Source organism: Paenibacillus sp. F024 (genome assembly GCF_057814255.1).
Genome location: NZ_JBVASZ010000001.1, coordinates 590,281 through 612,014 on the forward strand (window position 1 = coordinate 590,281; position 21,734 = coordinate 612,014).

At 52.5% G+C, this 21,734-nt stretch carries 17 protein-coding genes; all 17 read right to left on the reverse strand.

Features of this window, described 5'->3' with window-relative positions; translation table 11 throughout:
* Nucleotides 1-79 precede the first annotated feature (79 nt).
* Nucleotides 80-1,348, reverse strand: coding sequence for a UDP-N-acetylglucosamine 1-carboxyvinyltransferase (gene murA, locus ACZYR9_RS02965; RefSeq protein ID WP_488976948.1), 1,269 nt, complete (start codon nt 1,346-1,348; stop codon nt 80-82).
* Between the two features lie 15 nt (nt 1,349-1,363).
* The gene (gene murB / locus ACZYR9_RS02970; protein ID WP_488976949.1) at nt 1,364-2,269 is read right to left on the reverse strand and encodes a UDP-N-acetylmuramate dehydrogenase; all 906 of its coding nucleotides are present in this window, start codon (nt 2,267-2,269) and stop codon (nt 1,364-1,366) included.
* A gap of 195 nt (nt 2,270-2,464) precedes the next feature.
* Nucleotides 2,465-3,538, reverse strand: coding sequence for an undecaprenyldiphospho-muramoylpentapeptide beta-N-acetylglucosaminyltransferase (gene murG / locus ACZYR9_RS02975; protein ID WP_488976950.1), 1,074 nt, complete (start codon nt 3,536-3,538; stop codon nt 2,465-2,467).
* Between the two features lie 7 nt (nt 3,539-3,545).
* The gene (spoVE, locus tag ACZYR9_RS02980) at nt 3,546-4,643 is read right to left on the reverse strand and encodes a stage V sporulation protein E (RefSeq protein WP_488976951.1); all 1,098 of its coding nucleotides are present in this window, start codon (nt 4,641-4,643) and stop codon (nt 3,546-3,548) included.
* A 108-nt stretch (nt 4,644-4,751) separates the two neighbouring features.
* Nucleotides 4,752-6,170, reverse strand: a complete 1,419-nt coding sequence (gene murD, locus ACZYR9_RS02985; protein ID WP_488976952.1) for a UDP-N-acetylmuramoyl-L-alanine--D-glutamate ligase — start codon at nt 6,168-6,170, stop codon at nt 4,752-4,754.
* A gap of 2 nt (nt 6,171-6,172) precedes the next feature.
* Nucleotides 6,173-7,135, reverse strand: a complete 963-nt coding sequence (gene mraY, locus ACZYR9_RS02990; protein ID WP_488976953.1) for a phospho-N-acetylmuramoyl-pentapeptide-transferase — start codon at nt 7,133-7,135, stop codon at nt 6,173-6,175.
* 38 nt (nt 7,136-7,173) lie between these two features.
* Nucleotides 7,174-8,667: a UDP-N-acetylmuramoyl-L-alanyl-D-glutamate--2,6-diaminopimelate ligase gene (locus tag ACZYR9_RS02995; protein WP_488976954.1), complete on the reverse strand. Its 1,494-nt coding sequence runs from the start codon at nt 8,665-8,667 to the stop codon at nt 7,174-7,176.
* A gap of 233 nt (nt 8,668-8,900) precedes the next feature.
* Nucleotides 8,901-10,856 carry a stage V sporulation protein D gene (locus tag ACZYR9_RS03000; RefSeq protein ID WP_488976955.1) on the reverse strand — a complete coding sequence of 652 codons (1,956 nt, stop codon included), beginning with the start codon at nt 10,854-10,856 and terminating at the stop codon, nt 8,901-8,903.
* A 144-nt stretch (nt 10,857-11,000) separates the two neighbouring features.
* Nucleotides 11,001-13,295 carry a penicillin-binding transpeptidase domain-containing protein gene (locus tag ACZYR9_RS03005; RefSeq protein ID WP_488976956.1) on the reverse strand — a complete coding sequence of 765 codons (2,295 nt, stop codon included), beginning with the start codon at nt 13,293-13,295 and terminating at the stop codon, nt 11,001-11,003.
* Between the two features lie 28 nt (nt 13,296-13,323).
* On the reverse strand, nt 13,324-13,764 hold the full coding sequence (gene ftsL2 / locus ACZYR9_RS03010; RefSeq protein WP_488976957.1) for a cell division protein FtsL: 441 nt from the start codon (nt 13,762-13,764) through the stop codon (nt 13,324-13,326).
* 13 nt (nt 13,765-13,777) lie between these two features.
* Nucleotides 13,778-14,734, reverse strand: a complete 957-nt coding sequence (gene rsmH / locus ACZYR9_RS03015) for a 16S rRNA (cytosine(1402)-N(4))-methyltransferase RsmH (RefSeq protein WP_488976958.1) — start codon at nt 14,732-14,734, stop codon at nt 13,778-13,780.
* A gap of 36 nt (nt 14,735-14,770) precedes the next feature.
* Nucleotides 14,771-15,208 (reverse strand): division/cell wall cluster transcriptional repressor MraZ, encoded by a 438-nt coding sequence (gene mraZ, locus ACZYR9_RS03020; protein WP_488977138.1) that lies wholly within the window; start codon nt 15,206-15,208, stop codon nt 14,771-14,773.
* A gap of 120 nt (nt 15,209-15,328) precedes the next feature.
* Entirely contained in the window at nt 15,329-16,381 is a 1,053-nt protein-coding gene (locus ACZYR9_RS03025; RefSeq protein WP_488976959.1) for a DUF4349 domain-containing protein, read from the reverse strand.
* A 238-nt stretch (nt 16,382-16,619) separates the two neighbouring features.
* On the reverse strand, nt 16,620-17,885 hold the full coding sequence (locus tag ACZYR9_RS03030; RefSeq protein ID WP_488976960.1) for an adenosylhomocysteinase: 1,266 nt from the start codon (nt 17,883-17,885) through the stop codon (nt 16,620-16,622).
* Between the two features lie 43 nt (nt 17,886-17,928).
* Nucleotides 17,929-19,566, reverse strand: a complete 1,638-nt coding sequence (gene bshC / locus ACZYR9_RS03035; protein ID WP_488976961.1) for a bacillithiol biosynthesis cysteine-adding enzyme BshC — start codon at nt 19,564-19,566, stop codon at nt 17,929-17,931.
* Between the two features lie 180 nt (nt 19,567-19,746).
* Nucleotides 19,747-20,700, reverse strand: coding sequence for an ABC transporter ATP-binding protein (locus ACZYR9_RS03040; protein ID WP_488976962.1), 954 nt, complete (start codon nt 20,698-20,700; stop codon nt 19,747-19,749).
* Nucleotides 20,697-21,722: an ABC transporter ATP-binding protein gene (locus ACZYR9_RS03045; protein ID WP_488976963.1), complete on the reverse strand. Its 1,026-nt coding sequence runs from the start codon at nt 21,720-21,722 to the stop codon at nt 20,697-20,699. The genes ACZYR9_RS03040 and ACZYR9_RS03045 overlap by 4 nt, the downstream gene beginning before the upstream one ends.
* Nucleotides 21,723-21,734: the final 12 nt, after the last annotated feature.

Below are 21,734 nucleotides of genomic sequence, written 5' to 3' on the forward strand. Positions count from 1 at the left end.
AATATGTAAACCGCTGAACTCCCTTTTCACAGGGAAAAGGGATATTTCAACGGCTATGATCATATGGATGAGTATAGCGTTACTCCGCCGCGACGGGAGTAATCCGTTCAATATTGGCGCCCAAAGTGCTTAACATGTGCTCGATCCGTTCATAACCGCGATCGATATGGTGAATCTGCTCTATGATCGTTGCCCCTTGGGCAGCAAGGCCTGCGATGACCAGCGCAGCGCCCGCACGCAGATCGGTGGCCTCTACCGTGGCCCCATACAGCCTCGACACGCCGCGAATCACTGCCGCGTTCAAATCTACGCGAATATCCGCCCCCATGCGTGAAAGCTCGTCGACATGCTTGAATCTGCCCTCAAACACGGTTTCTTTTATAATGCTGGCACCGTCTGCCAAACTCAACAGCACCATGATTTGCGACTGCAGATCCGTCGGAAATGAAGGATAAGGGGAAGTGACGATCCGCCCTATGGCTTTGGGCCGTGCTTTGGCACATATGTTCATTATATCACTGTTAATTGTGATTTGAACACCTGCCCGTTTCAGTACGTGAATGGCGGAGGTCAGATGGGCAGGATTCACCCTCTCCAAAGTCACGCTGCCTCTCGTAGCTGCAGCGGCGATCATCAGCGTTCCGGCTACGATCCGGTCAGGAATAATCCGATAAGTACAAGGAGTTAATTCGGGAACGCCTTCAATCGTTATCGTATCCGTACCGGCTCCGATAATCTTGGCGCCCATGGCATTCAAAAAATTTTGCAGGTCCTGGATTTCAGGTTCTCTGGCGGCGTTGGTGATGGTCGTCATCCCACAGGCCATTACGGCAGCCATCATAATGTTCTCCGTAGCCCCTACGCTCGGGTAATCGAGAACAATCTCCGCACCAACAAGCTCATCGATCGTACAAACGATTTTGCTGCCGGTCTCCTCAATCCTTGCCCCCATCGAAGCTAAACCCCGCAAATGCAGATCGATCTTTCTTTCGCCAATGGCACAGCCTCCCGGCTGATAGAGTTCCACTTTACCCAGTCGGGTCAGCAGCGGGCCCATAAGAAAAATAGAAGACCGCATCTGGCTCATCAGGCTTTCGGGAATGTGATACTGACGAACGCCGTTCGTATTGACGATAACCGCATCGCCCTTGAGCTCGGCTTGGCAGCCCAGAGCACGCAAAATGCCCAGCATAACATGTATATCGGACAAATCGGGCACATTTTGAATCGTTATTGTTCCTTTTGCCATGATGCTGGCCGCCAGAATGGGCAGTGCGGCGTTTTTTGCGCCGTGAATTCTGATGGCTCCCGATAGAGGTTTCCCGCCTTCGATAACCAACTTTTCCAAAGTCCCACCTCCGATTTACCGCTCACCCACCACCAATACTTCAGGTACAAGCGTAACGCCGAACCGCTCCGAAACGGCATATCGCACTTGTTCGATCAGGGTGAGCACGTCGTGGGCTGTCGCCTGCCCGGTATTGACAATGAAGTTGGCGTGCAGAGGCGATACTTCGGCGTCGCCGACCCTTAGGCCCTTGAGTCCGGCCTCTTCGATCAGCCTGGCGGCATGATGCCCTTCCGGGTTGCGAAATACGCTTCCCGCACAAGCCAGCTGAAGCGGCTGCGTCCTCAGCCTTCTGTCTTTGTAGGCTGCCATGGCTGCCGCAATTTCCTTCCGGTCGCCGCTGTCAAGCTTAAAGACCGCTTCCGTCACAATCCCCGGATTCGTGTGCAGAATGGAGTGCCGGTAAGCATACGCCAAATCGTCCTTTTGCAGTGTCACCAACTCCCCTGTCGGGAGCAGCACTTCAACCCGCTGTAGAATGCGCGACACATCCGACCCGTGCGCCCCGGCGTTCATGTAAACGGCTCCTCCCACGGTTCCCGGAATGCCTCCGGCAAATTCCAACCCGGTCAACCCTTCCTTGCCTGCCATGACCGATAGTTTGATGAACGAATAAGCGCCGCCGGCATAAACGTACTCCCCTTCGAAGCGTACGGTTTCCAGCGCATCCCCCAGTTTAATCGCTACACCCCGGATTCCTTTGTCGGTTACGAGCATATTGGAGCCTCTGCCGATCGCAGTCCAGGGAATCTGGTGCTGATGGAGCAGCTTAACGGCGTTGATCAGCTGGGTTTTGTCATGAGGAATGAGCAGTACGTCGGCCGGTCCGCCGATTTTCCATGTGGTGTAAGGGGCAAGCGGTTCGTTCAATCGAACTTCACCATAGGATCCTTTTAGCAATTCTGTTATGACCTGTTGCATGGGAAAACCTCCTTCACAGAACGACAAGACGGTTGGCCTCCGGCACGTAAGCCGAAGCCCGAGAGCCTCAAGCGATGCGCTTCGCGGGTCTTTGAATGCGCATTGCGGCTTGCGGCTTCGTCAGGTCTCTGTCACGGTTATAGTGTAGTTTATGTGAATCACTGCAGAGTGTGACAAATGCCTAGGGCAAATTTGTCATGCTTCAGGCAATCGGCAAGCTTCGATTAGCTCCACAATCGTTTGAGTTCCGTTGCCGAAAGGGCTGCGGGACATTTGCTCCTGAAAGAGGAAGCGTTCTTCATAAAGATCGGAGACGGCGGTCACAAGCATTTGCGGGGAAAGGTTTTCTTCGTAGAGCACTTTGCTGTAACCCATATTGCGGAAGGACTCCGCATTCAATATCTGGTCACCCCGGCTGGCCTCACGGGATAGAGGGATCAGAAGCATGGGCTTACGGAGCGCCAAAAACTCAAAGATGGAAGTAGATCCTGCCCTGGAGATAACCAAATCCGCACAAGCAAGCAAATCGGGCAGCTCGTCTTTGACATATTCGAACTGACGGTATCCCGGCATTCCTTCCAAAGAAGAATCGGTGTTTCCTTTACCGCAGATATGAATGATTTGAAATCCTGCCAGAAGCTGCTCTAACGTTGCTCTCAACGCTTCGTTAATCCGCTTGGATCCCAGACTCCCGCCCATCATGAGCAAAACCGGCTTTTGTGAATGAAAATCACACATTTGAAGTCCCCGGGAAGCTTCACCCTGCAAAATTTGTTCGCGGATCGGCAGTCCCGTGCATACGGCTTTGTCGCTTCGGATATGCTTAAGCGTCTCGGGAAACGTAACACAAATGCGCGAGGAGAAGGGCATGGAAATTTTGTTGGCGAGTCCCGGCGTCAGGTCCGACTCGTGACAGATGACGGGAATTCCGTGCAGCCTGCACGCCAATATGACGGGAACGGTCACAAAGCCCCCTTTGGAAAATACGATATGAGGCTTGATCTTGCGAAGAAGGCGATAAGCTTGGCCTATTCCCAAAAGCACTTTAAACGGGTCCTTCGCATTTTTCAAATCGAAATAACGCCTCAGCTTTCCTGAAGCGATATGATGGAACGGAATGCCCTCGTGATCGATGATTTCTTTTTCTATACCGTCACGCGAGCCTATGTATTCAATCTCCCAGCCCTGCTTGCGCAGCTCGGCCATGACAGCCAGATTCGGCGTGACGTGGCCGGCCGTACCGCCGCCGGTGAAGACGATTTTTTTCATATGCGGATCACCTCGAAAACCGGGAAATGTTAAGCAATACACCGATTGAGGTCAGCATCAGCGTAAGTGATGAGCCTCCGGCGCTAATAAGCGGCAGCGTGATACCCGTAACGGGGAACATGCCGATGACGACGCCGATATTGATGATCACCTGCACGGCAATCATGCCGACAATGCCGGCTGCCAGCAGGCTGCCGAATGTGTCCGGAGCCGTGATCGCCGTACGCATGCCGCGCCATAAAAGGAGCGTAAACAAGACAAGCACAAACGTTCCGCCGATAAAGCCGAGCTCTTCGGCGATGATAGAGAAAATAAAGTCGGTCTGCGGCTCGGGAAGATAGCTGTACTTTTGCCTGCTCATGCCGATTCCGAGTCCGACAAGACCGCCCGGACCGATCGCATACAGCGATTGAATCGCCTGATAGCCGGCGCCGAGCGGGTCCTGCCACGGGTCCAAAAAAGCCGTAATACGCTTCAAACGATAGGGCGCAGCAGCAATCAAACCGACAAAGCCGAGGAGCCCGACAAGACCGAGATAAGATAAATGAGAAAGCCGGGCTCCCGCCGTATAAATGATCAAAAGCGAGGCTCCCACCAGCACAGCGCCGGTGCCAAGGTCCGGCTGCAGCATAATCAGGCCGAAGGCTAGTCCTACAAGCCCGAGCGGGGGAAGCAGGCCTTTGCCGAACAGCGTGATCGTGCTTTGTTTTTCGGAAAGCCATTTGGACATAAAAATGATCATGCCGATTTTCATAAATTCGGAGGGCTGAATTCCGAACGATCCGATCCCAAGCCAGCTGCGCGCACCGCCGCGAACTACGCCAATGCCGGGAACCAGCACCGCAACGAGCAAAATGAAGCAAATGATAAGCCCGATTTTGGCATGCTTTTTCCATATCCAGTAATCGGTGTTCATCGTGAAGACCATGGCCATAATGCCTAACGCCGCGAACAGCGCCTGCCGCTTCAAATAATAGTATGAATCGCCGAATTCTCGAAACGCCAGCACCGCGCTGGCACTGTACACCATGACCACGCCGATTCCGAGCAGGAGCAGCGTGGAGCCTAGCATCAACATGTCCGGAGCCGACCGCGCTTTAACCATACCTCCCACACCTCTAACCTTAAGTTTGATGGGAGCGACCGATCCAAACGTCCTGCAGCATAATGTTAGCCGCCTGATCAGGCAGCCGCAGGCTTGTTTACTCCCTCTTTACAGGTTATGCACGGTCTGCTTAAACATTCTTCCCCTTTCCTCGTAAGAAGGAAACATGTCCCAGCTGGCGCAAGCGGGCGACAACAGCACCACATCTCCCGGCTTCGCCATGGCAAAAGCGGTTCTCACCGCTTCCGCGACCGTATCCTGCAATCCCTTAGCAGTATCGACGGTTTTGATCCGGCTCATGCCTGCAAGCCGAGCCACCCGGGCGATTTTATCTTTTGTTTCCCCCAAAGCGACCAGCCCCTTCACCTCATGCTGAAAGACAGGCAGCAGCTCCATATAATCGGATCCCCGGTCGAGTCCTCCGGCAATCAGGATAATGTCCTTCGAGAAGGATTCGATGGTTTTGATCGTTGCCGTCGGGTTGGTTGCCTTGGAGTCGTTGTAAAATAAAACCTCATCCTTAACAGCCACATATTCCAGGCGATGCTCCACCCCGCGGAATTCCTTAAGCACACGGGCAATGACGTCTAGCGACACGCCCGATACGAGCGCCATACAGCTGGCCGCCAGCGCGTTCTCCACATTGTGCTTGCCGGGGATGCCCAGCTCTTTGACGGCGGAAACGGGATGCACCTCACCCTGATGATCCCGGTATACGATCATACCTTCCATTTCTTCCTCCCCAGTCCCGAACGGAGGCGAAACATACATGCCGTATGAAAGCTCTGTCCTGACGGAAAACGGAAGCACCTGAGATTGGATCTGTCCAGCCACCTTCCTGCATACGGCATCGTCCCAATTTAGCACCGCCGTATCTTCTTGCGTTTGATTCGCAAACAGCTTCGTCTTAGAAATGACATAATCTTCCATCTTCCCGTGATAATCCAGATGAGTTTCGTATACATTTAGCAAACAGCCAACGCGAGGTCTAAAGCTGCGTGTACCCTTCAGTTGAAAGCTGCTGAGCTCGACGACCATCAGGTTGTCCGCCTCGGCTTCCAGAGCCGCTTCGGTCAAAGCACGGCCGATATTGCCTGCAACGATCGGCTTCAAGCCGCAGGCTTCAAGCATTAGGCCGGTCCAGGTCGTTGTGGTGGTCTTGCCGTTCGAGCCCGTAATGCCGATCATGGGAGCCTTGCAAATATGGTAGGCTACTTCAACCTCGGTAACGACTTCTATGCCTAGCTCAGCCGCTTTCTTCAAAGGTTCGACCGAGTATGGGATACCCGGATTTTTCACTACAAGCGATATTCCCTCATGAATTAGACCTGCCGGGTGTCCCCCGCAAACAACAGAAATACCCAGAGCCTCCAACTCGTCGGCTTCAGGGCATAATTCGCGCTGCTTTTTATCGTTAACTGTGACCAAGGCTCCCTTGTCGTGAAACAGCTTGGCAGCTGCGACGCCGCTGCGTGCAAGTCCCAGGATGACGACCTGGCGGCCGCGGTAATTCTGCGGATGATCCATAATTACAACACCTCGTTAATATAAAGTCCGACGCCTGCAAGAATTAGTCCGGCCGTCCAAAAGGAGATGACCACACGCCATTCCGACCAGCCTACGAGCTCGAAGTGATGGTGGATCGGACTCATTTTGAACACCCGTTTCCCCCTCGTTTTAAAGGAGACGACCTGGATGATGACCGATAAGACTTCGATCACAAACACACCGCCGATCAGGGCCAGCAAAATTTCTCCTTTGGTCAGAATCGCCACTGCAGCCAGACCGCCGCCTATACCAAGCGAACCGGTATCGCCCATGAATACCTTAGCCGGATGCGCGTTAAACACGAGAAAACCAAGCACCGCACCAACCATGGCGGCGGAGAAAATGGCGATGTTCGGCTGGGTATTGTTTAAAGCGATCACCGCGTATGCGCCGAAAGCAATAGCGCTCGTGCCGGCCAAAAGTCCGTCCAGTCCATCTGTGAAATTCACCGCGTTGGATGTACCCAGCATCAAAAACACGACAAAAGGAAAATAAAGCCAGCCGGAATCGAATGAGAAGTCGATGGAAGGAATGCGTATTTCCGTGCTGTGTCCGGACTGCACAAGCAAAATACAGACGATTCCCGATAAAACCAGCTGTCCAAGCAGCTTTTGTTTAGCCGTAAGCCCGAGCGAGCGCTTGAACAATATTTTAATGTAGTCGTCCAGAAAACCGATTAATCCGTAGCCAAGCGATGCGACCAGCAGAATGACCGTCTCGAGGTTTTTTTCTCCGAAACGGAGCACTGCAACCGCCAGCGCCAGCATGATGATGACCCCGCCCATCGTTGGTGTGCCCGCTTTTTTCAAATGCCCCTGCGGTCCTTCCGTACGAATCTGCTGTCCGAATTTGAGCCGGCGGAGCAGCGGAATGAACAACGGCCCCATAATGACTGCAAGTAAAAAAGCCACGCCGAGCGTGATCAAAACAATATTAAAATCCACCCGTTATCCCCCCAATTGCTTAAACCCCATCGTTTCCATTAACGGAAGCGATTCCTGATCGCATCTTTGGCCACCTCACGGTCGTCAAATGGATGCTTAATGCCCATGATGTCCTGATACGTTTCATGCCCCTTGCCCGCAATCAATATACAATCGTCGGGTGCGGCACGATCGATTGCTCTTTGTATCGCTTCTCTGCGGTCGGCAATCAGTTCGTAACGGCCGGAATCATAGCCTGCGGCGCCGAGTCCCGGTACGATGTCCTGAAGAATGCGCTCCGGATCCTCGGTACGAGGATTGTCGGAAGTAACGAATAAATAATCAGCATACTTGGCCGCAACGGCTCCCATCAAGGGACGTTTAGCCCGGTCGCGGTCTCCCCCGCACCCAAATACGCAGTATACCTTGCCTCCGGCAAATTGTCGAATGGTCGAAAGTGCGTTCTCCAGACCATCAGGAGTATGTGCATAGTCTACAAGGACAAGAAATTCTTGCCCTGCATTCACAATCTCCATCCGGCCCTCGACGGAATCCACTTGGCCGAGGCTGTCGGCAATTCTTGCCAGCTCAATTCCCTCCGCAAGCGCGGCAGCGATGGCTCCAAGCGCATTATAAACATTAAATCGCCCGACAAGCCGCATGTTCACCTCGGCTGTTCCACGAAACGTAACACAGCTAAACCGCGTTCCTTTTGAGGACATTTCGATCGCTTCAGCTCTCACATCCGCAGTCGGATCCTCAATGCCATACGTAATGGTTTGCGCGGCCGTCAGCTTCGCATAATCCTTAGACGCAGGGTCGTCCGCATTAAGCACGGCGAATCTGCTTTGGTTCGGATCGGCAGAAAATTCATTGCCGAGACGGGAGAACAGCAGCCCTTTGGCTGCCTTGTACTGCTCCATGGTATGGTGAAAGTCCAGGTGATCCTGGGTCAAATTCGTGAAAATGCCCGTACGGAAGCGGCATCCTTTGACCCGGCCCAATTCCAGACCGTGCGAGGATGCTTCCATAATACAATAATCTGTTCCTGCATCCGCCATCTCACGTAAAATTCGCTGCAGCTCCAACGCTTCCTGCGTATTCGTCATCGAGTTCGGAATATATCGGGAACCGATCTTGACATGAATATTGCCCATCAGCCCGGTTTGAAAGCCTTGATCGCTCAAGATTTTTTCCAACAAATAGGTTGTTGTCGTTTTACCGTTAGTTCCCGTGATCCCGATCAGCTTCAGCTCCCGGCTCGGATAACCGTAAAAATGATTTGCGAGCACGGCCATCGCATATCGCGCATCCTTGACGATCAGCATGGGAACGTTCAGCTCCATCTCCCGCTCGGCAACCAAGGCTGCAGCTCCCCGCTCTACCGCTTTCCCCGCAAAATCGTGCCCATCTACGGCAAGTCCGGGGATACAAATAAACAAATCGCCGGGATTCACCTTGCGGGAATCCGTCTGCAATCCGGTAATTTCAATGCGGTCATCGCCTACAAGTCGGCTTACCGCAAGCTGAGCAGCGAGTTCCTTCAGTTGCATCAAGCGTCCTCCTCCGTTTTTTGCACATGGTATCTATTATGGACAAAAAAATGTGCTGTGAAAAGCCCCTTTTTAAAAAAGACGCGTGCTTCGGCAGACTTTTTAAAAAGGCGCAAAGAACAAGCCAAAAGCCGCATCCTTTAAAGAGTTTGAATCGGCTCCCAAATGGGTTATCAGCCTATTGTAAGGGCGAAGGCCGAGGTTTACAATACGACGGCTTTCCTTTAGCGGCGTTATTGTGTCTGCGGTGCGGCCCCACGGTCGGCAGGCGGCTGTGCATCCGACAAATAGATCCGGATCGTAGAACCTTGTTCGATCCTTGTACCAGGCTTCGGCACTTGGTTGATCACCGTACGGCCGACTCCGGATTTGGCGAGCTGGAAATTCATATTGAGATCTTCATAGATGTCGGTTAGGCTCATCCCTACCAAATTCGGCACTTCCACAATGCGTTTGTCCCCGTACACATACTTTCTTTCCAATTGATCCTTCCGCTGCGGAATTTTCATATACCGAAGCGTATCTTCCATGATATTCTTAACCAGCGGAGCGGCAATCAAACCGCCGAATTGGATTCCTTGCGGATCATCCACCGCTGCATAAATAACGACCTTCGGATCATCCGCCGGAGCAAATCCGATAAAGGAAACAATATGCTCATCAGAGGAATATCGCCCATTGATGACCTTTTGTGCCGTCCCTGTTTTTCCGCCTACGCGATAGCCGTCGACAAATGCATTCCGCCCCGTACCGTTAGCCACGACACTCTCCAGCGTTTCGCGCACCATCTTGGATGTTTCCGGAGAAATGACTTGACGTACCATTTCCGGGCTCACGGTTTCGACAACCTCGCCTGTTTCAGGTTTATACCAGGTCTTAGCCACATGAGGCTTAAAGAGCTTACCGCCGTTAATGGCCGCGGATACCGCCGTAATCTGCTGAATCGGCGTAACCGAGACCCCTTGCCCGAATGAGGTCGTCGCCAGCTCCACAGGGCCGACACGGGAAGGCTTAAACAAAATGCCGTTCTCTTCGCCGCCAAGATCGATACCGGTTTTTTTACCGAATCCGAAATTGTAGATATAATCAAACAGCTTTTCTTTGCCCAGCCTTTGGCCCATCACGACAAAGCCGGGGTTGCAGGAGTTCTCGACCACCTGAAGGAAGGTCTCGCTTCCATGTCCGCCCCGCTTCCAGCAGCGGAGCCTTGCTCCGGCAACCTCAATCGCTCCGGGATCGTGAAACCCCTCCGTCAAGCTGACTTTTTTCTCCTCCAGTGCGGCTGCCAGTGTGATAATCTTAAAAGTCGATCCCGGTTCGTAAGTCATCCAGATCGGAAGATTCCGGTTATAATTTTCCACCGGATAATTTTTAAAATTGCCGGGCTCAAAGCCGGGCCGTGAGCCCATGGCCAAAATTTCCCCGTTGTTGGGATCCATCGCAATGGCAACCACATGCTTCGGCTGGTATTTGACCATGGTTTGATCTAGCTCCCGCTCCATGATCGATTGGATATGGCTGTCGATCGTAAGCTGCAGGTTCAAACCGGCCAGCGGCTCTTTGTATTCATCCGTCGATCCCGGCATCAGCTTCCCGGCCGCATCGGACAAATAGGAAATGCTGCCGTCAATTCCCGTCAACCTGCTGTCATATTTCAATTCTATGCCTGTCAAGCCCTGATTATAATCGCCCGTAAATCCAAGTACATGGGCAGCAAGGCCCCCGAACGGATAGTGCCTTTTGTTGTCCTCGGTTACCCAGATGCCGGGAAGCTGTAAGCTGCGGATCTCATCCGCTTTTTCGATCGTAATTTTTCGTCCTCCGGGCCTGATGTATACACTGGACCTCCGGACTGTAATTTGTTTGTATACCGTTTCCTCGCTGATTTGAAGAACTGAGGCCAGTTTTGCCGCCGTTGCTTTGGGATCTTTAATCTGCGCGGGTACGGCAACAATGGTAGGCGAGCTGATGTTGTATGCCAATTGAACCCCGTTCCGGTCAAGGATTTCTCCCCGTTTGGCCGTAACCTTGATATCTCTTCGCCAAGAATCCTCCGCTTTATCCGACAGCTCCGGACCGACCCAAAGCTGCACATACGCGAGCCTCACCACCAGCGCCAAGAAAAGAATCGTGCCCACGATCAGTGCGGCGAATAAACGTCGACGAACCGTTACGTTCGATGCCCTCATGCCCGCTTTCCCCCCTGAATTGCTGCAACTGCTATAACTTCTCCACGTTATCAGTTGTCAACAAAAATCGTTTCATAATCATCCCTATTCAGGACAACCAGGGGTTAGAACAAGCTATCGCGGCGGTGCGGTATGATTTGCGGGCTAGTTCCCGTTAGGGGCCGAGGCTTCGGCTTCCTGCTGATCTTTATTTTCAGGGTCGGCAACAGGAGGATTGGCCGGCATTTTCTCCGATGCGGCACTCTCTTCCGTCTCACCGTAAGGACGCAGACGCAGATGCAGGACTCGTTGTTCCCCCGCACCTTCCAGCGTTTGGCTCGTTACAAACCCTTCTCCGTCGGATTGACAGCGCAGCTTGAGGAAGGAGCAGAGTCCAACCGCATCGCGCAGCGATTTGCCGGTCATATCCGGTACAGGAATGTTATCTCCCGACTCCTGCATTACTACATACATTCGCTGCAAGCCCCCGATTTCGGTACCAGGTGCGGGATATTGGGCGGTCACTCCGGCTCCTTTGCCAATGGCCGTGACCGAAATGCCGAGTTTATCCATCGTCTGTTTAGCCTGATCAACCGGCAGGCCGGTCAGATCAGGAACAGACGCAAGCATTTTCTGTTCGGCAGCCTGAGCATGCTGTTGATCCGGCGTATTCGGTGCAATACCCATATAACGTAAGGATTGTGATACGATTTCCTTAAATGCCGGGGCGGCTACATCTCCTCCGAGATGGTAATTGCCTCCCAGGTCCGGTTCGTCTACGATGATCGTAACAAGAATTTGCGGATTTTCGAGCGGTGCATAGCCGGCAAACGAAATGACCCATTTCCCCTCGGCGTACCCTTTCTCACCCGGAACAACCTTGTTCGCCGTGCCCGTTTTTCCGGCTATTCGATAGCCTTCGATAAAAGCTTTTCTTCCCGTACCCAGCGATTGATCGGCTACAACCTGCTCCAGATATTCGCCGACCTGCTTTGCCGTGCTTTCCGAAACGACTCTGCGAATTTCCTTCGGTTCGGATTTTTGGATAACCTCCCCCGTTTCAGGATTATAAATTTCTTTGATCAAATGAGGCCACATCAATTTCCCGCCATTGGCAATGGCTGCATAAGCCGCCGTTTGCTGCATCGCCGTCACCGTCAGCCCTTGGCCGTATGTAGCCGTGGCAAATTCAGCCGGATAACGCATATTCACCACTCCGGGGACTTCTCCGGAAATGTCCACACCGGTCTTTACACCGAAACCGAACTTGTCGATATACGATCGAAGCTTATCCTGCCCAAGCATCTCATACCCCAGCTTGACAAACGCAACGTTACTGGACCTCTTCAAGCCTTCGAGATAGGTGATTTGCCCCCACCCTGAGATGTTGTGATCATGCAGCCTGCGCCCCGGAACGGCAATCGAGCCCGATTGATAAGTCGCATTCGGATTGAAGATGCCTTCCTCCACCGCAGCAGCGAGCGTGACCAGCTTAAAGGTCGATCCCGGTTCGTATTGGGAAGCGACCGCATGGTTGATAAAATCGCTTTGCCGCTTCGCTTCCCAATATTTATTGGGGTTGAAGGCGGGCATATTCGCCAGTCCGAGAATTTCCATCGTATTCGGATCGACCGCGATTGCCGTCAAGCTTTTCGGACGCCATTTTTCAACTACCTTTTGCATCGCGCTCTCGATATAAAACTGAATGTTTTTATCCAGCGTAAGTCTTACATTGTCTCCGTTGACTGCCGGCTGATACATTCTTTGGGAATGGGGCAGTTCTACGCCGTAGCGGTCTTTTTCATAGCTTAGCCATCCGGACTCGCCTTTTAAATATTTATCAAGCTGGGTTTCCAAGCCCATGATCGGCTTGCCTTCCTTATCCGTATAACCAAGTAGATGAGCCGCCAAGCCTCCGGACGGATAAAACCGTTTGCTCTCCGGAATCAATAAAATACCCAGGCTTTTTTTCGTATCCAGCTTCTGTTGAAGCTCTTTTTCCAGCGCCTTAATCTTATCGGCAACCTCCGCGTCGATTTTCCAGCCTTCATTCCGAATTTCAACCTGGGTATAATAGGAACCGTCATCTCTTTTCTGATTGATCCGGGTACGGATTTTATCCGCAAGCGCCGACAAAGCGCCGGGATCATCCGAGGTTTTCAGTATGTCGGAAATCCCCTGAACGATTTCGTTCTCGATGCCCTTATCATGAATGATTTTCGGATTCAGCGCCAGCGTATAGGCTGGCGAATCCTCAGCAAGCACTTTATCATTCCGGTCCAAAATCGCGCCGCGTATCGGCCTGAGCTCTTTGTCTGTTGCCCACATCATTTTGGCATCCGACAGCAATTCCGCTCCCTCTACCACTTGTACCCAATATAATCGGGAGACCAAAACAACAAAAAGGAGGGTGAAGACCCCTCCAATAATTAACGATCGCAGCTTTACCTTTTGAATCATTCGGCTTTCCCCCTATTCCAACGGCGGATCAGGGCTGATCCTTCGGTTTTTTCGTATTCTCAGCTACGCCTTGAGAAGACGCTGACGAAGATCCCGATTTGGCATTGCCCGACGGCTTGACCTGGTTATCTCCAGGAACTCCGTAACCGAGCTTTCTGGCTTCTTCTTCCAGCCTTCTCGGATCGGACAATCCATCCACCCGCTGTTTCAAAATGCTGTTCTCCGCTTCCAGTTTACTGATTGTCTGTTCGATGGACTTAATGTCCGCATTCATTTCATAGATCAGAGCATATCTCCAGATGATCACTCCCGCCACCACTACGCAAATGAGGACGGTGAACAAATAAAGAAGCTTCTCCTGCAGCGGCAGCGCTTTGCTGCGGTAAACCACTTTCCTAGTTTCCCTGATTTTTACTTTGGGCTGCGTTTTTTGTTCTGTCGCTAAATTTCCGTGCATGTAAGCCGGCAATGTCTTTTCCCCCTTATGAAGGTAATTTTTCAGCTATTCTCAGCTTTGCCGAACGCGCGCGCGGGTTGTCATCAAGCTCTTGCGAGCCTGCTTCGATCGGTTTGCGGTTAATCAGCCTGACAACACCGACGGGATTGCACACGCACACGGGAAAATCCGGCGGACATGTGCATTTGGCTACATATTTGGCAAAGGTTTGTTTACAAATTCGATCCTCCAGCGAATGGAACGTGATGACTGCCGCTCTTCCGCCCGGAGCCAGACACCGGATCGTTTGCTCGAGCGCTTCTTCAAATGCCCCGAGCTCGTCGTTCACGGCGATGCGCAGCGCCTGGAAGCTCCGTTTGGCCGGATGAGGTCCCGTGCGCCGCGCTGCCGCAGGGATCCCTTCCTTAATCAGCTCAACCAGCTGACCGGTCGTCTCGATCGGGGCTTCCGCCCTCGCAGCAACGATTTTTGCAGCGATTCTTCTGGCAAACTTCTCTTCGCCGTATTCGAATAAAATGTCGGCGATTTCCTGCTCGGACCACTCATTGACGATATCTCTGGCCGTCAACGGCGAGGTCCGGTCCATCCGCATGTCCAGCTCGGCATCATGGTTGTAGCTGAAGCCCCGCTCCGCCTCGTCTAGCTGCGGCGATGATACGCCCAAATCGAACAGAATGCCGTCCACCTGCGGCCGGCCGTCCTTCAAGGCCTGAGGGATTCGTGCCAATTCCTGTTCAAGATAGCGGAAATTACTTCTCACGAGCTTGACCCTATCCGCTACGGAAGCCAGTCGCTGCCGGGCATTGTCCAGCGCCGCATCATCTTGATCAAATGCGATAAGCAATCCATTTGGACCCAAACGCGAGGCGATTTCGAAACTATGCCCCGCTCCGCCGAGCGTACAATCCACGTATACGCCGTCCGGTTTTATATGTAGACCTTCCACTGCTTCCTGCTTAAGTACGGTTACGTGATGAAACATGCTCATTATTCCTCCTGAGGCGTCCGTCATTACGGATTACAAATCAAAGTTAAAGTCGACCAATTTTTCAGCAATCTCATTAAAAGATTCCTCGGACTCCTGGAAGTAGTTTTCCCAAATCGACTTACTCCAAATCTCTACCCGATTGGAAACGCCGATGACAACACAATCCTTGTCCAGCTTGGCATGATCAATTAAATTGTTCGGCAGATTGACCCTGCCCTGCTTGTCCAGCTCACACTCGGTGGCCCCGGAGAAAAAGAACCGGGTAAAGGCACGGGCATCGGATTTCATAAGCGGCAGCGATTTGAGCTTTTGTTCCAGCACCGACCATTCCTGCATAGGGTACACAAACAAGCATTGGTCCAGACCGCGGGTGACGATAAACGATGTTCCGAGAGCTTCACGAAATTTCGCCGGCACGATCATGCGGCCCTTCTCGTCAATGGTATGCTGAAACTCCCCCATGAACACCACTCGCCACCCCCTTATCCACCACTTTACCCCACTTTTCACCACTTAAAATATAATATTTCGCTATGTTAACAAAAAATCCTGCTTCGTCACAAGACGTTCGCAGGATTTTTTTAAAGGCTATGATTCGTTTCTCGGTTCCTGATGCTGATTTTGTTCGGAAAGCCTGGCCCGGATATCCTCCAGCTTGGCCTTCCTTCTCCTCCTCATAAGATAAAAAACAAGAACAATCAACGCAATCAGAACCAAAACGGGCAGTGCGCCGGCTGCGATAACAACCGCCCACTGAAATAAAAAGCCAATCACCGTTGACGTTGCGTTGAGCGCAGCCGCCGCACGCCTCATCAGAGGCCCCTGGTCCTGTGCCTTGATGACTTCCGCTGAACCGATCTTTTGTGCTACCCGGAGTTCGACGGTCGAATACGCTACATTTTGCTCCAGGTATCTCATACGTCCCTGGAGCCGCTCAATCTCCTCCTGCACCTTGCCCAGCTCGTTGGAAAAAGCGACTAATTCGTCTGTTTTCTCCGCCTTTTCCATAAAGGCGACCAAGCGGCTTTCCATAACCTGCTTGGCTTTTAAGCGGGCCGACAAATCGACAAACTCTTCGGTGACATCCTGACCCTGCATGTTTTTTTGCATGCTCGGATTGATTTGCTCCAGAAGATCAATCAAGGATTGAAATCCGTTTGCAGGCACTTTAATGGTGAAAATGCCGTACTTTTCCGACGCCGACGTATTTTCGTCGAACTGCAGAATATAAGCGCCGGACCGCTTGACAGCCTCCTGTATCCGCGACTCCGCTTCCGCATAGTCCTCCACCTGCATGACCAGGTGGGCCGTGTAAATAATTTTGCGGCTAAACGGCTCCGCAGCTGCCTGGGCAAGTCCTCCGGCAGTGCCGCCGGCGTCGGCGTCTGCAGCCGCTCCCCCTACTATTGGAGCCTGATTAGCCGGGGCTGCCCCTGCGCTCCCTTTCACATCGGCCGCCTGGTTCTGGCTGGACAATGACGAGCTTGCAGAGTCTGCAGCCGTTGAAGAGGCCGCTTGATCGTTCGGAGCGCTGCAGCCTGTCAGTAGAGCCGCCAATAGTGTACTCAATACGATCCCCCGCCATAAACGTTTCCAGACCGTTCGAGCCGCGCTTTGCAACCCTCTTTTCTCGTTTCGCATGGATGATCCCCCTCTTTTTGTTATCGTCGCAAGCTTCGCTGATAAGCCGATCGCGTTAATGTTATGACGCAGAGGATGCAGGCGTTGTTGCACTTGTATGGAAATACATTACATGACGGGGCTGCCCTGTGATAGAGTGAGAACCGGAGGTGAAGGGAGGTTTGGCGGCAATACAAAAACATCCCCTTTCACTGAGGAAGGGGATGTTACGGAATGTCTTGAAGGAAAAGCCGGAATCTTAATGCTCAGCCCAGCTGTCCAAATAGCTTTTCTGCTCCTCGGTAAGCGAATCGATGCCCATGCCAAGAGATGCAAGCTTAAATCGCGCCACTTGCTCATCCAGCTCATAAGGCACATTCACCACTTTATTGCCGATTTGCTTGTAGTTATCGTTTACGTATTTCAGAGACATGGCCTGCAGCGCAAAGGTCATATCCATGATTTCCGCCGGGTGTCCGTCGCCTGCCGCCAGGTTTACCAATCGGCCTTCCGCCAGCACATAAAACTTGCGGCCGTCCTGCATCGTATACTCCTCAATGTTGCGGCGAACCGTCCGCTTGGATACGGAAAGCTCCTCCAGCTCCACTTTATTAACCTCTACGTCAAAATGTCCGGCGTTGGACAAAATGGCTCCGTCCTTCATCACCTTGTAATGCTCACCGCGAATGACGTCCCGGTTGCCCGTTACGGTGACAAAATAGTCGCCCACTTTGGCCGCTTCCAGCATCGGCATCACCGCAAACCCGTCCATATATGCTTCTACCGCTTTGATCGCATCGATTTCCGTAACGATGACATTGGCTCCAAGCCCTTTGGCACGCATCGCCACACCTTTACCGCACCAACCGTAGCCTACGACGACCACCGTCTTACCCGCAACGACAAGATTCGTTGTCCGGTTGATGCCGTCCCATACCGATTGCCCGGTACCGTAACGGTTATCGAACAAATATTTGCAGAACGCATCGTTTACGGCCACCATCGGGAACTGCAGCTGCCCTTCTTTTTCAAGGGATTTCAAACGAAGAATGCCTGTTGTCGTTTCTTCCGCGCCGCCGCGCACATTCTTCAGCAGGTCTTTGCGTTCGGAGTGCAAAATCGTAACGAGATCGCCGCCGTCATCGATAATGAGGTCCGGCTCGGTTTCCAGCGTTTTGATCAGCAGGTCCTTATATTCCTTCGGCTCCGGATTGTATTTGGCAAATACCGTGATGCCGTCCTCGACCAGCGCAGCGCAAACATCATCCTGAGTCGAAAGCGGATTGCTGCCGCAAATCGTCACATCCGCTCCTCCGGCTTGAATGACTTTGGCAAGATAAGCCGTTTTGGCCTCCAGATGAAGCGAGATGGCAACCTTTAAGCCTTTAAACGGCTGCTCCTTCTCAAATTGCTCACGAATCCGGTTCAATACAGGCATATGGGCGTTAACCCAATCAATTTTCAAATGCCCTTCTGGCGCCAGCGCGATGTCGCGGATCACGCTTTTGTCGATCGTACTTTTCATGTGGGTAGTGCCCCTCCTTGATATCTTTAATATAGATAATGTTCTACATATAACATATATAATGCTTCCCGTCTATGTTCAAAGGAAGCTCAAGCAGCTCCTTCAACCAGCCTTCGCCGTATTTATTTAAATAAGCGGATATGTTATATACTCTTTCCTGAGGCTTTCCGCCAGGGGCTATCGAAAGACCGATTCTTTGATACTGCCGGAGTCCCGACTCATTCTGTGTGCGCAGCCCGTCTTCCGCCTTATGCTGTAAAAATTCGATTTGCTCGATAATTTTGCCCAAATTGGTCTCGCCTAATTTTTTGAGGCCCGGATTAATCTCGGAAATGGCCGCAATCAAAGGCTCGTAGCCTCTACGGAACTGCTCCTTCACATCCCTGAACCGATCTTCGAGCCGCAGCCCGTCTTGTGCGCGCAGCCACTCCTGCTGCTTGTCTTCAAGATGCAGCATCACATCCTCGAACGTAAGCCCGTATTTTTGCATGTTCTTGTGTACCGTTCCTTCGACGAGCGTGAAGCCCAGACGGGGAACCAGTATCGGCATCTTCATCCCGAGCCGGTGAAACGCCTCACGCGTCAAGCCCCAGTAAGCGATCTCCGCAGGTCCGAGCACAGCAGCCAGCACCGGCATTAAATAGTCCTGCATCAACGGCCGGGTCATCACATTATTGCTCAGCCGCTCCGGAGAGGTGTCCGCCCAATCCAGCAGCCGCTCCCGCGAGAAGCTGTGTTCGCCTTTGCGGTCGGTGAAGGTTCCGTTGTCATTCGCATACAACAGGATCCGTTCACCCTGTTCATCGTATACAAATAAATTGGCCGCATTCGCATAAAGCTCTGCTTGCGGGAGGTAGCCTTCTGCGATCAGCCGATCACGACCCTTGAGGAAGGCTTCGTTCAATTCGCCGCTTTGCTCAATGAGCTTTTGAAACATGGCGCCCTCCAGCTCCCGCAGCGCGGGATCGCCCGAATCCAGAAGCACGAGCCCTTGCGATCCGAACAGCTTAGCCATCAGTTTGGAGAATACATCCACCAGCGTAGACGATTCTGCCGCTGCATCCCGAAACGACTGCACCAGACCTTCCTTGAACTCGGTTGGCATCAGCGACTGCTCCAGCTGCTGCAGCGCATCCTCCCACTGCTCGCGGCTTAGCTTCGTTTGACTGATCGACGTGCGCAGGCCGGTAGGATGCTCCACCTTCATTTTCTCCACTTGAAGACTCTGCGTCAGATGGTTCAGATGATTGACTTCATCGAAATCATGATCCTCGCCGGCAATCCAAAATACCGGCACCACCGGGCGGTTTAATTTCCCGGAGGCTTCCCTCGCCAACCGGAGCAAAGTGACCGCCTTATAAATGACCAGCAGCGGTCCTGTAAAGAGTGAAGCCTGTTGGCCTCCCACTACGCACAGCGTACGCCCATCTCTCAACAGCTCGATGGCTTCCAGCGCTTCAGGTGCATTTCCGGCACGTTCATTGAACCGGCGCAGCGCATCCGCCAGCCGCTGGCGGTCCGCTCCAAGCACGCGCTCATGATCAAGCCAGGATGCGCGGGCCCGCCAGCTTTCCGGTTCCCAGGGATTATATTCATAAAGCTCGCCCGTCTTCTCATAACGGCTCACATAATCGTCCGTCAAAGGCTGGCCGGATTCCCAATGTACTGCTTCCAAACGCACTTGTCCCGCCACCTTTCCCATACTTGGTTCCGTTAAACTTATGTAAAGAAAGCCGCTTTCGCTTTGTAATCGCAAGTAGCATCTATATTGTACACATGTTGAGGAAAATCGTCAAAATATGTACAGCCCCTGATAACAGCAAGAACCGTTCGCCAACTGCCCGCGAACGGTTTTCTTCTTTTAATATAAATGACACGCCGCAAAGTGGCCGGGCTTCACTTCCTTAAACTCCGGCATCGTCAACGCGCATTCTTCCTTTGCCTTCGGGCAGCGTGTACGGAACGGACACCCGCTCGGCGGATTGAGCGGACTCGGAATCTCGCCTTTCAGAATAATTCTCTCGCGCGTACGCTCCACCTCCGGGTCCGGAATCGGAATGGCGGACATGAGCGATTCCGTGTAAGGATGCAGCGGGTTAGCGTAAAGCTCCTCTGCTGTCGTTACTTCGATAAGCTTGCCAAGGTACATCACGCCGATGCGGTCGGAAATATGCTTGACCATCGCCAGATCGTGCGCAATAAACAGATAGGTAAGCCCGCGCTCTTTCTGCAATTTTTTAAACAGGTTGACCACCTGTGCCTGAACGGAAACGTCCAATGCCGAGATCGGTTCGTCCGCGATAATAAATTGCGGCTCAATTGCCAAGGCGCGGGCAATACCGATCCGCTGCCTTTGGCCCCCGGAGAATTCATGCGGAAACCGGCTTGCATGCTCTTCATTTAATCCGACGGCATTCAGCAGCTCGTACACGCGTTCTTTTCGCTGCTTACCGCTGTATAGACCATGAATATCGATGCCTTCCGCGATAATATTCTCCACGGTCATCCGCGGATTCAAAGAAGCGTACGGATCTTGAAACACCATCTGCATCTGGCGGCGGAACGCTTGGAACTTGCGCCCTTTCAGCTTGTGTACGTTTTCCCCGTTAAAAATGACCTCGCCTCCGGTGGCCTCGTAAAGTCCGATAATGGTCCGGCCCGCCGTCGATTTACCGCAGCCGGACTCGCCGACAAGCCCGAACGTTTCGCCCCGTTGAATGGAAAAATGAAGACCGTCAACGGCCTTTAGCATCCTGCCTCCGCCCACGTTAAAATGCTTTTGCAAGTTTCGCACTTCAAGTATCGTATTGCTCATCGCGCAGCACCTCCCGCTTCTACCGGTCGCTCTACTTTTGGTGCATCCGGATGCAGCAGCCAACAGGCTGCCGAATGCGTCTCGGAGAGCACCGTATGCTCCGGCTCAATCTCAAGGCACGCCTTCATCGCGTAAGGACAGCGCGAAGCGAAAGCGCACCCCTTCGGCGGCGCAAACAAATCCGGTGGGGTGCCGGGGATAGGCACCAATTCGCTGCCCTTGTCTTGATCCAGACGCGGAACGGAGCGAAGCAGCCCCCAGGTATACGGATGTTTGGAATCATAGAACAATTCATCCACCGTGCCCTGCTCCACCACTTTACCGGCATACATGACCACCACACGCCGGGCCATTTCCGCTACGACCCCCAGATCATGCGTGATCACAATAATCGAAGCTTCCGTTTCCTCCGAGAGCTTTTTCATTAGATCGATAATTTGCGCTTGTATCGTAACATCCAGTGCCGTGGTCGGCTCATCGGCAATCAGCAGCTTCGGATTGCAAGCCAGCGCAATCGCGATCATCACCCGCTGGCGCATCCCGCCGGAAAATTCATGAGGATATTGATGAATCCGTCCTTCCGGATTTGAAATCCCGACAAGCTTCAACATGTCCACAGCCCTCTGATTAGCTGCATTTTTGCTTAAGCCCTGATGCTTGATTAAGCCTTCCGTAATTTGCTTGCCTATCGTCATCGTCGGATTCAGAGAGGTCATCGGATCCTGAAAGATCATCCCCATCTCCGAACCCCGGATTTTCTCCATTTCTTTACCGGTGCTTCGAGTAATCTCCGTCTTTCCGTCGAATACAATGGAGCCGCTCTTGATGATACTCGGAGGTGAAGGAATGAGTCTCATGATCGTTTGAGCCGTTACCGATTTACCGCAGCCGGATTCCCCCACAATAGCCAGCACTTCACCTTTGTTCAAAGTGAAGGACACGCCGCGGACCGCCTGAACTTCACCGGCATACGTCTGAAAGGATACTCTGAGATCCTTAACCTCTAATATAGGATTTGACATTTATATTTCCCT

Coding starts and splice junctions, on each gene's coding strand:
- murB (WP_488976949.1), bottom strand. CDS start 2,269: ATGCAACAGGTCATAACAGAATTGCTAAAAGGATCCTATGGTGAAGTT.
- murG (WP_488976950.1), bottom strand. CDS start 3,538: ATGAAAAAAATCGTCTTCACCGGCGGCGGTACGGCCGGCCACGTCACG.
- spoVE (WP_488976951.1), bottom strand. CDS start 4,643: ATGGTTAAAGCGCGGTCGGCTCCGGACATGTTGATGCTAGGCTCCACG.
- murD (WP_488976952.1), bottom strand. CDS start 6,170: ATGGATCATCCGCAGAATTACCGCGGCCGCCAGGTCGTCATCCTGGGA.
- ACZYR9_RS02995 (WP_488976954.1), bottom strand. CDS start 8,667: ATGCAACTGAAGGAACTCGCTGCTCAGCTTGCGGTAAGCCGACTTGTA.
- ACZYR9_RS03000 (WP_488976955.1), bottom strand. CDS start 10,856: ATGAGGGCATCGAACGTAACGGTTCGTCGACGTTTATTCGCCGCACTG.
- ACZYR9_RS03005 (WP_488976956.1), bottom strand. CDS start 13,295: ATGATTCAAAAGGTAAAGCTGCGATCGTTAATTATTGGAGGGGTCTTC.
- rsmH (WP_488976958.1), bottom strand. CDS start 14,734: ATGTTTCATCACGTAACCGTACTTAAGCAGGAAGCAGTGGAAGGTCTA.
- ACZYR9_RS03025 (WP_488976959.1), bottom strand. CDS start 16,381: ATGCGAAACGAGAAAAGAGGGTTGCAAAGCGCGGCTCGAACGGTCTGG.
- ACZYR9_RS03030 (WP_488976960.1), bottom strand. CDS start 17,885: ATGAAAAGTACGATCGACAAAAGCGTGATCCGCGACATCGCGCTGGCG.
- ACZYR9_RS03040 (WP_488976962.1), bottom strand. CDS start 20,700: ATGAGCAATACGATACTTGAAGTGCGAAACTTGCAAAAGCATTTTAAC.
- ACZYR9_RS03045 (WP_488976963.1), bottom strand. CDS start 21,722: ATGTCAAATCCTATATTAGAGGTTAAGGATCTCAGAGTATCCTTTCAG.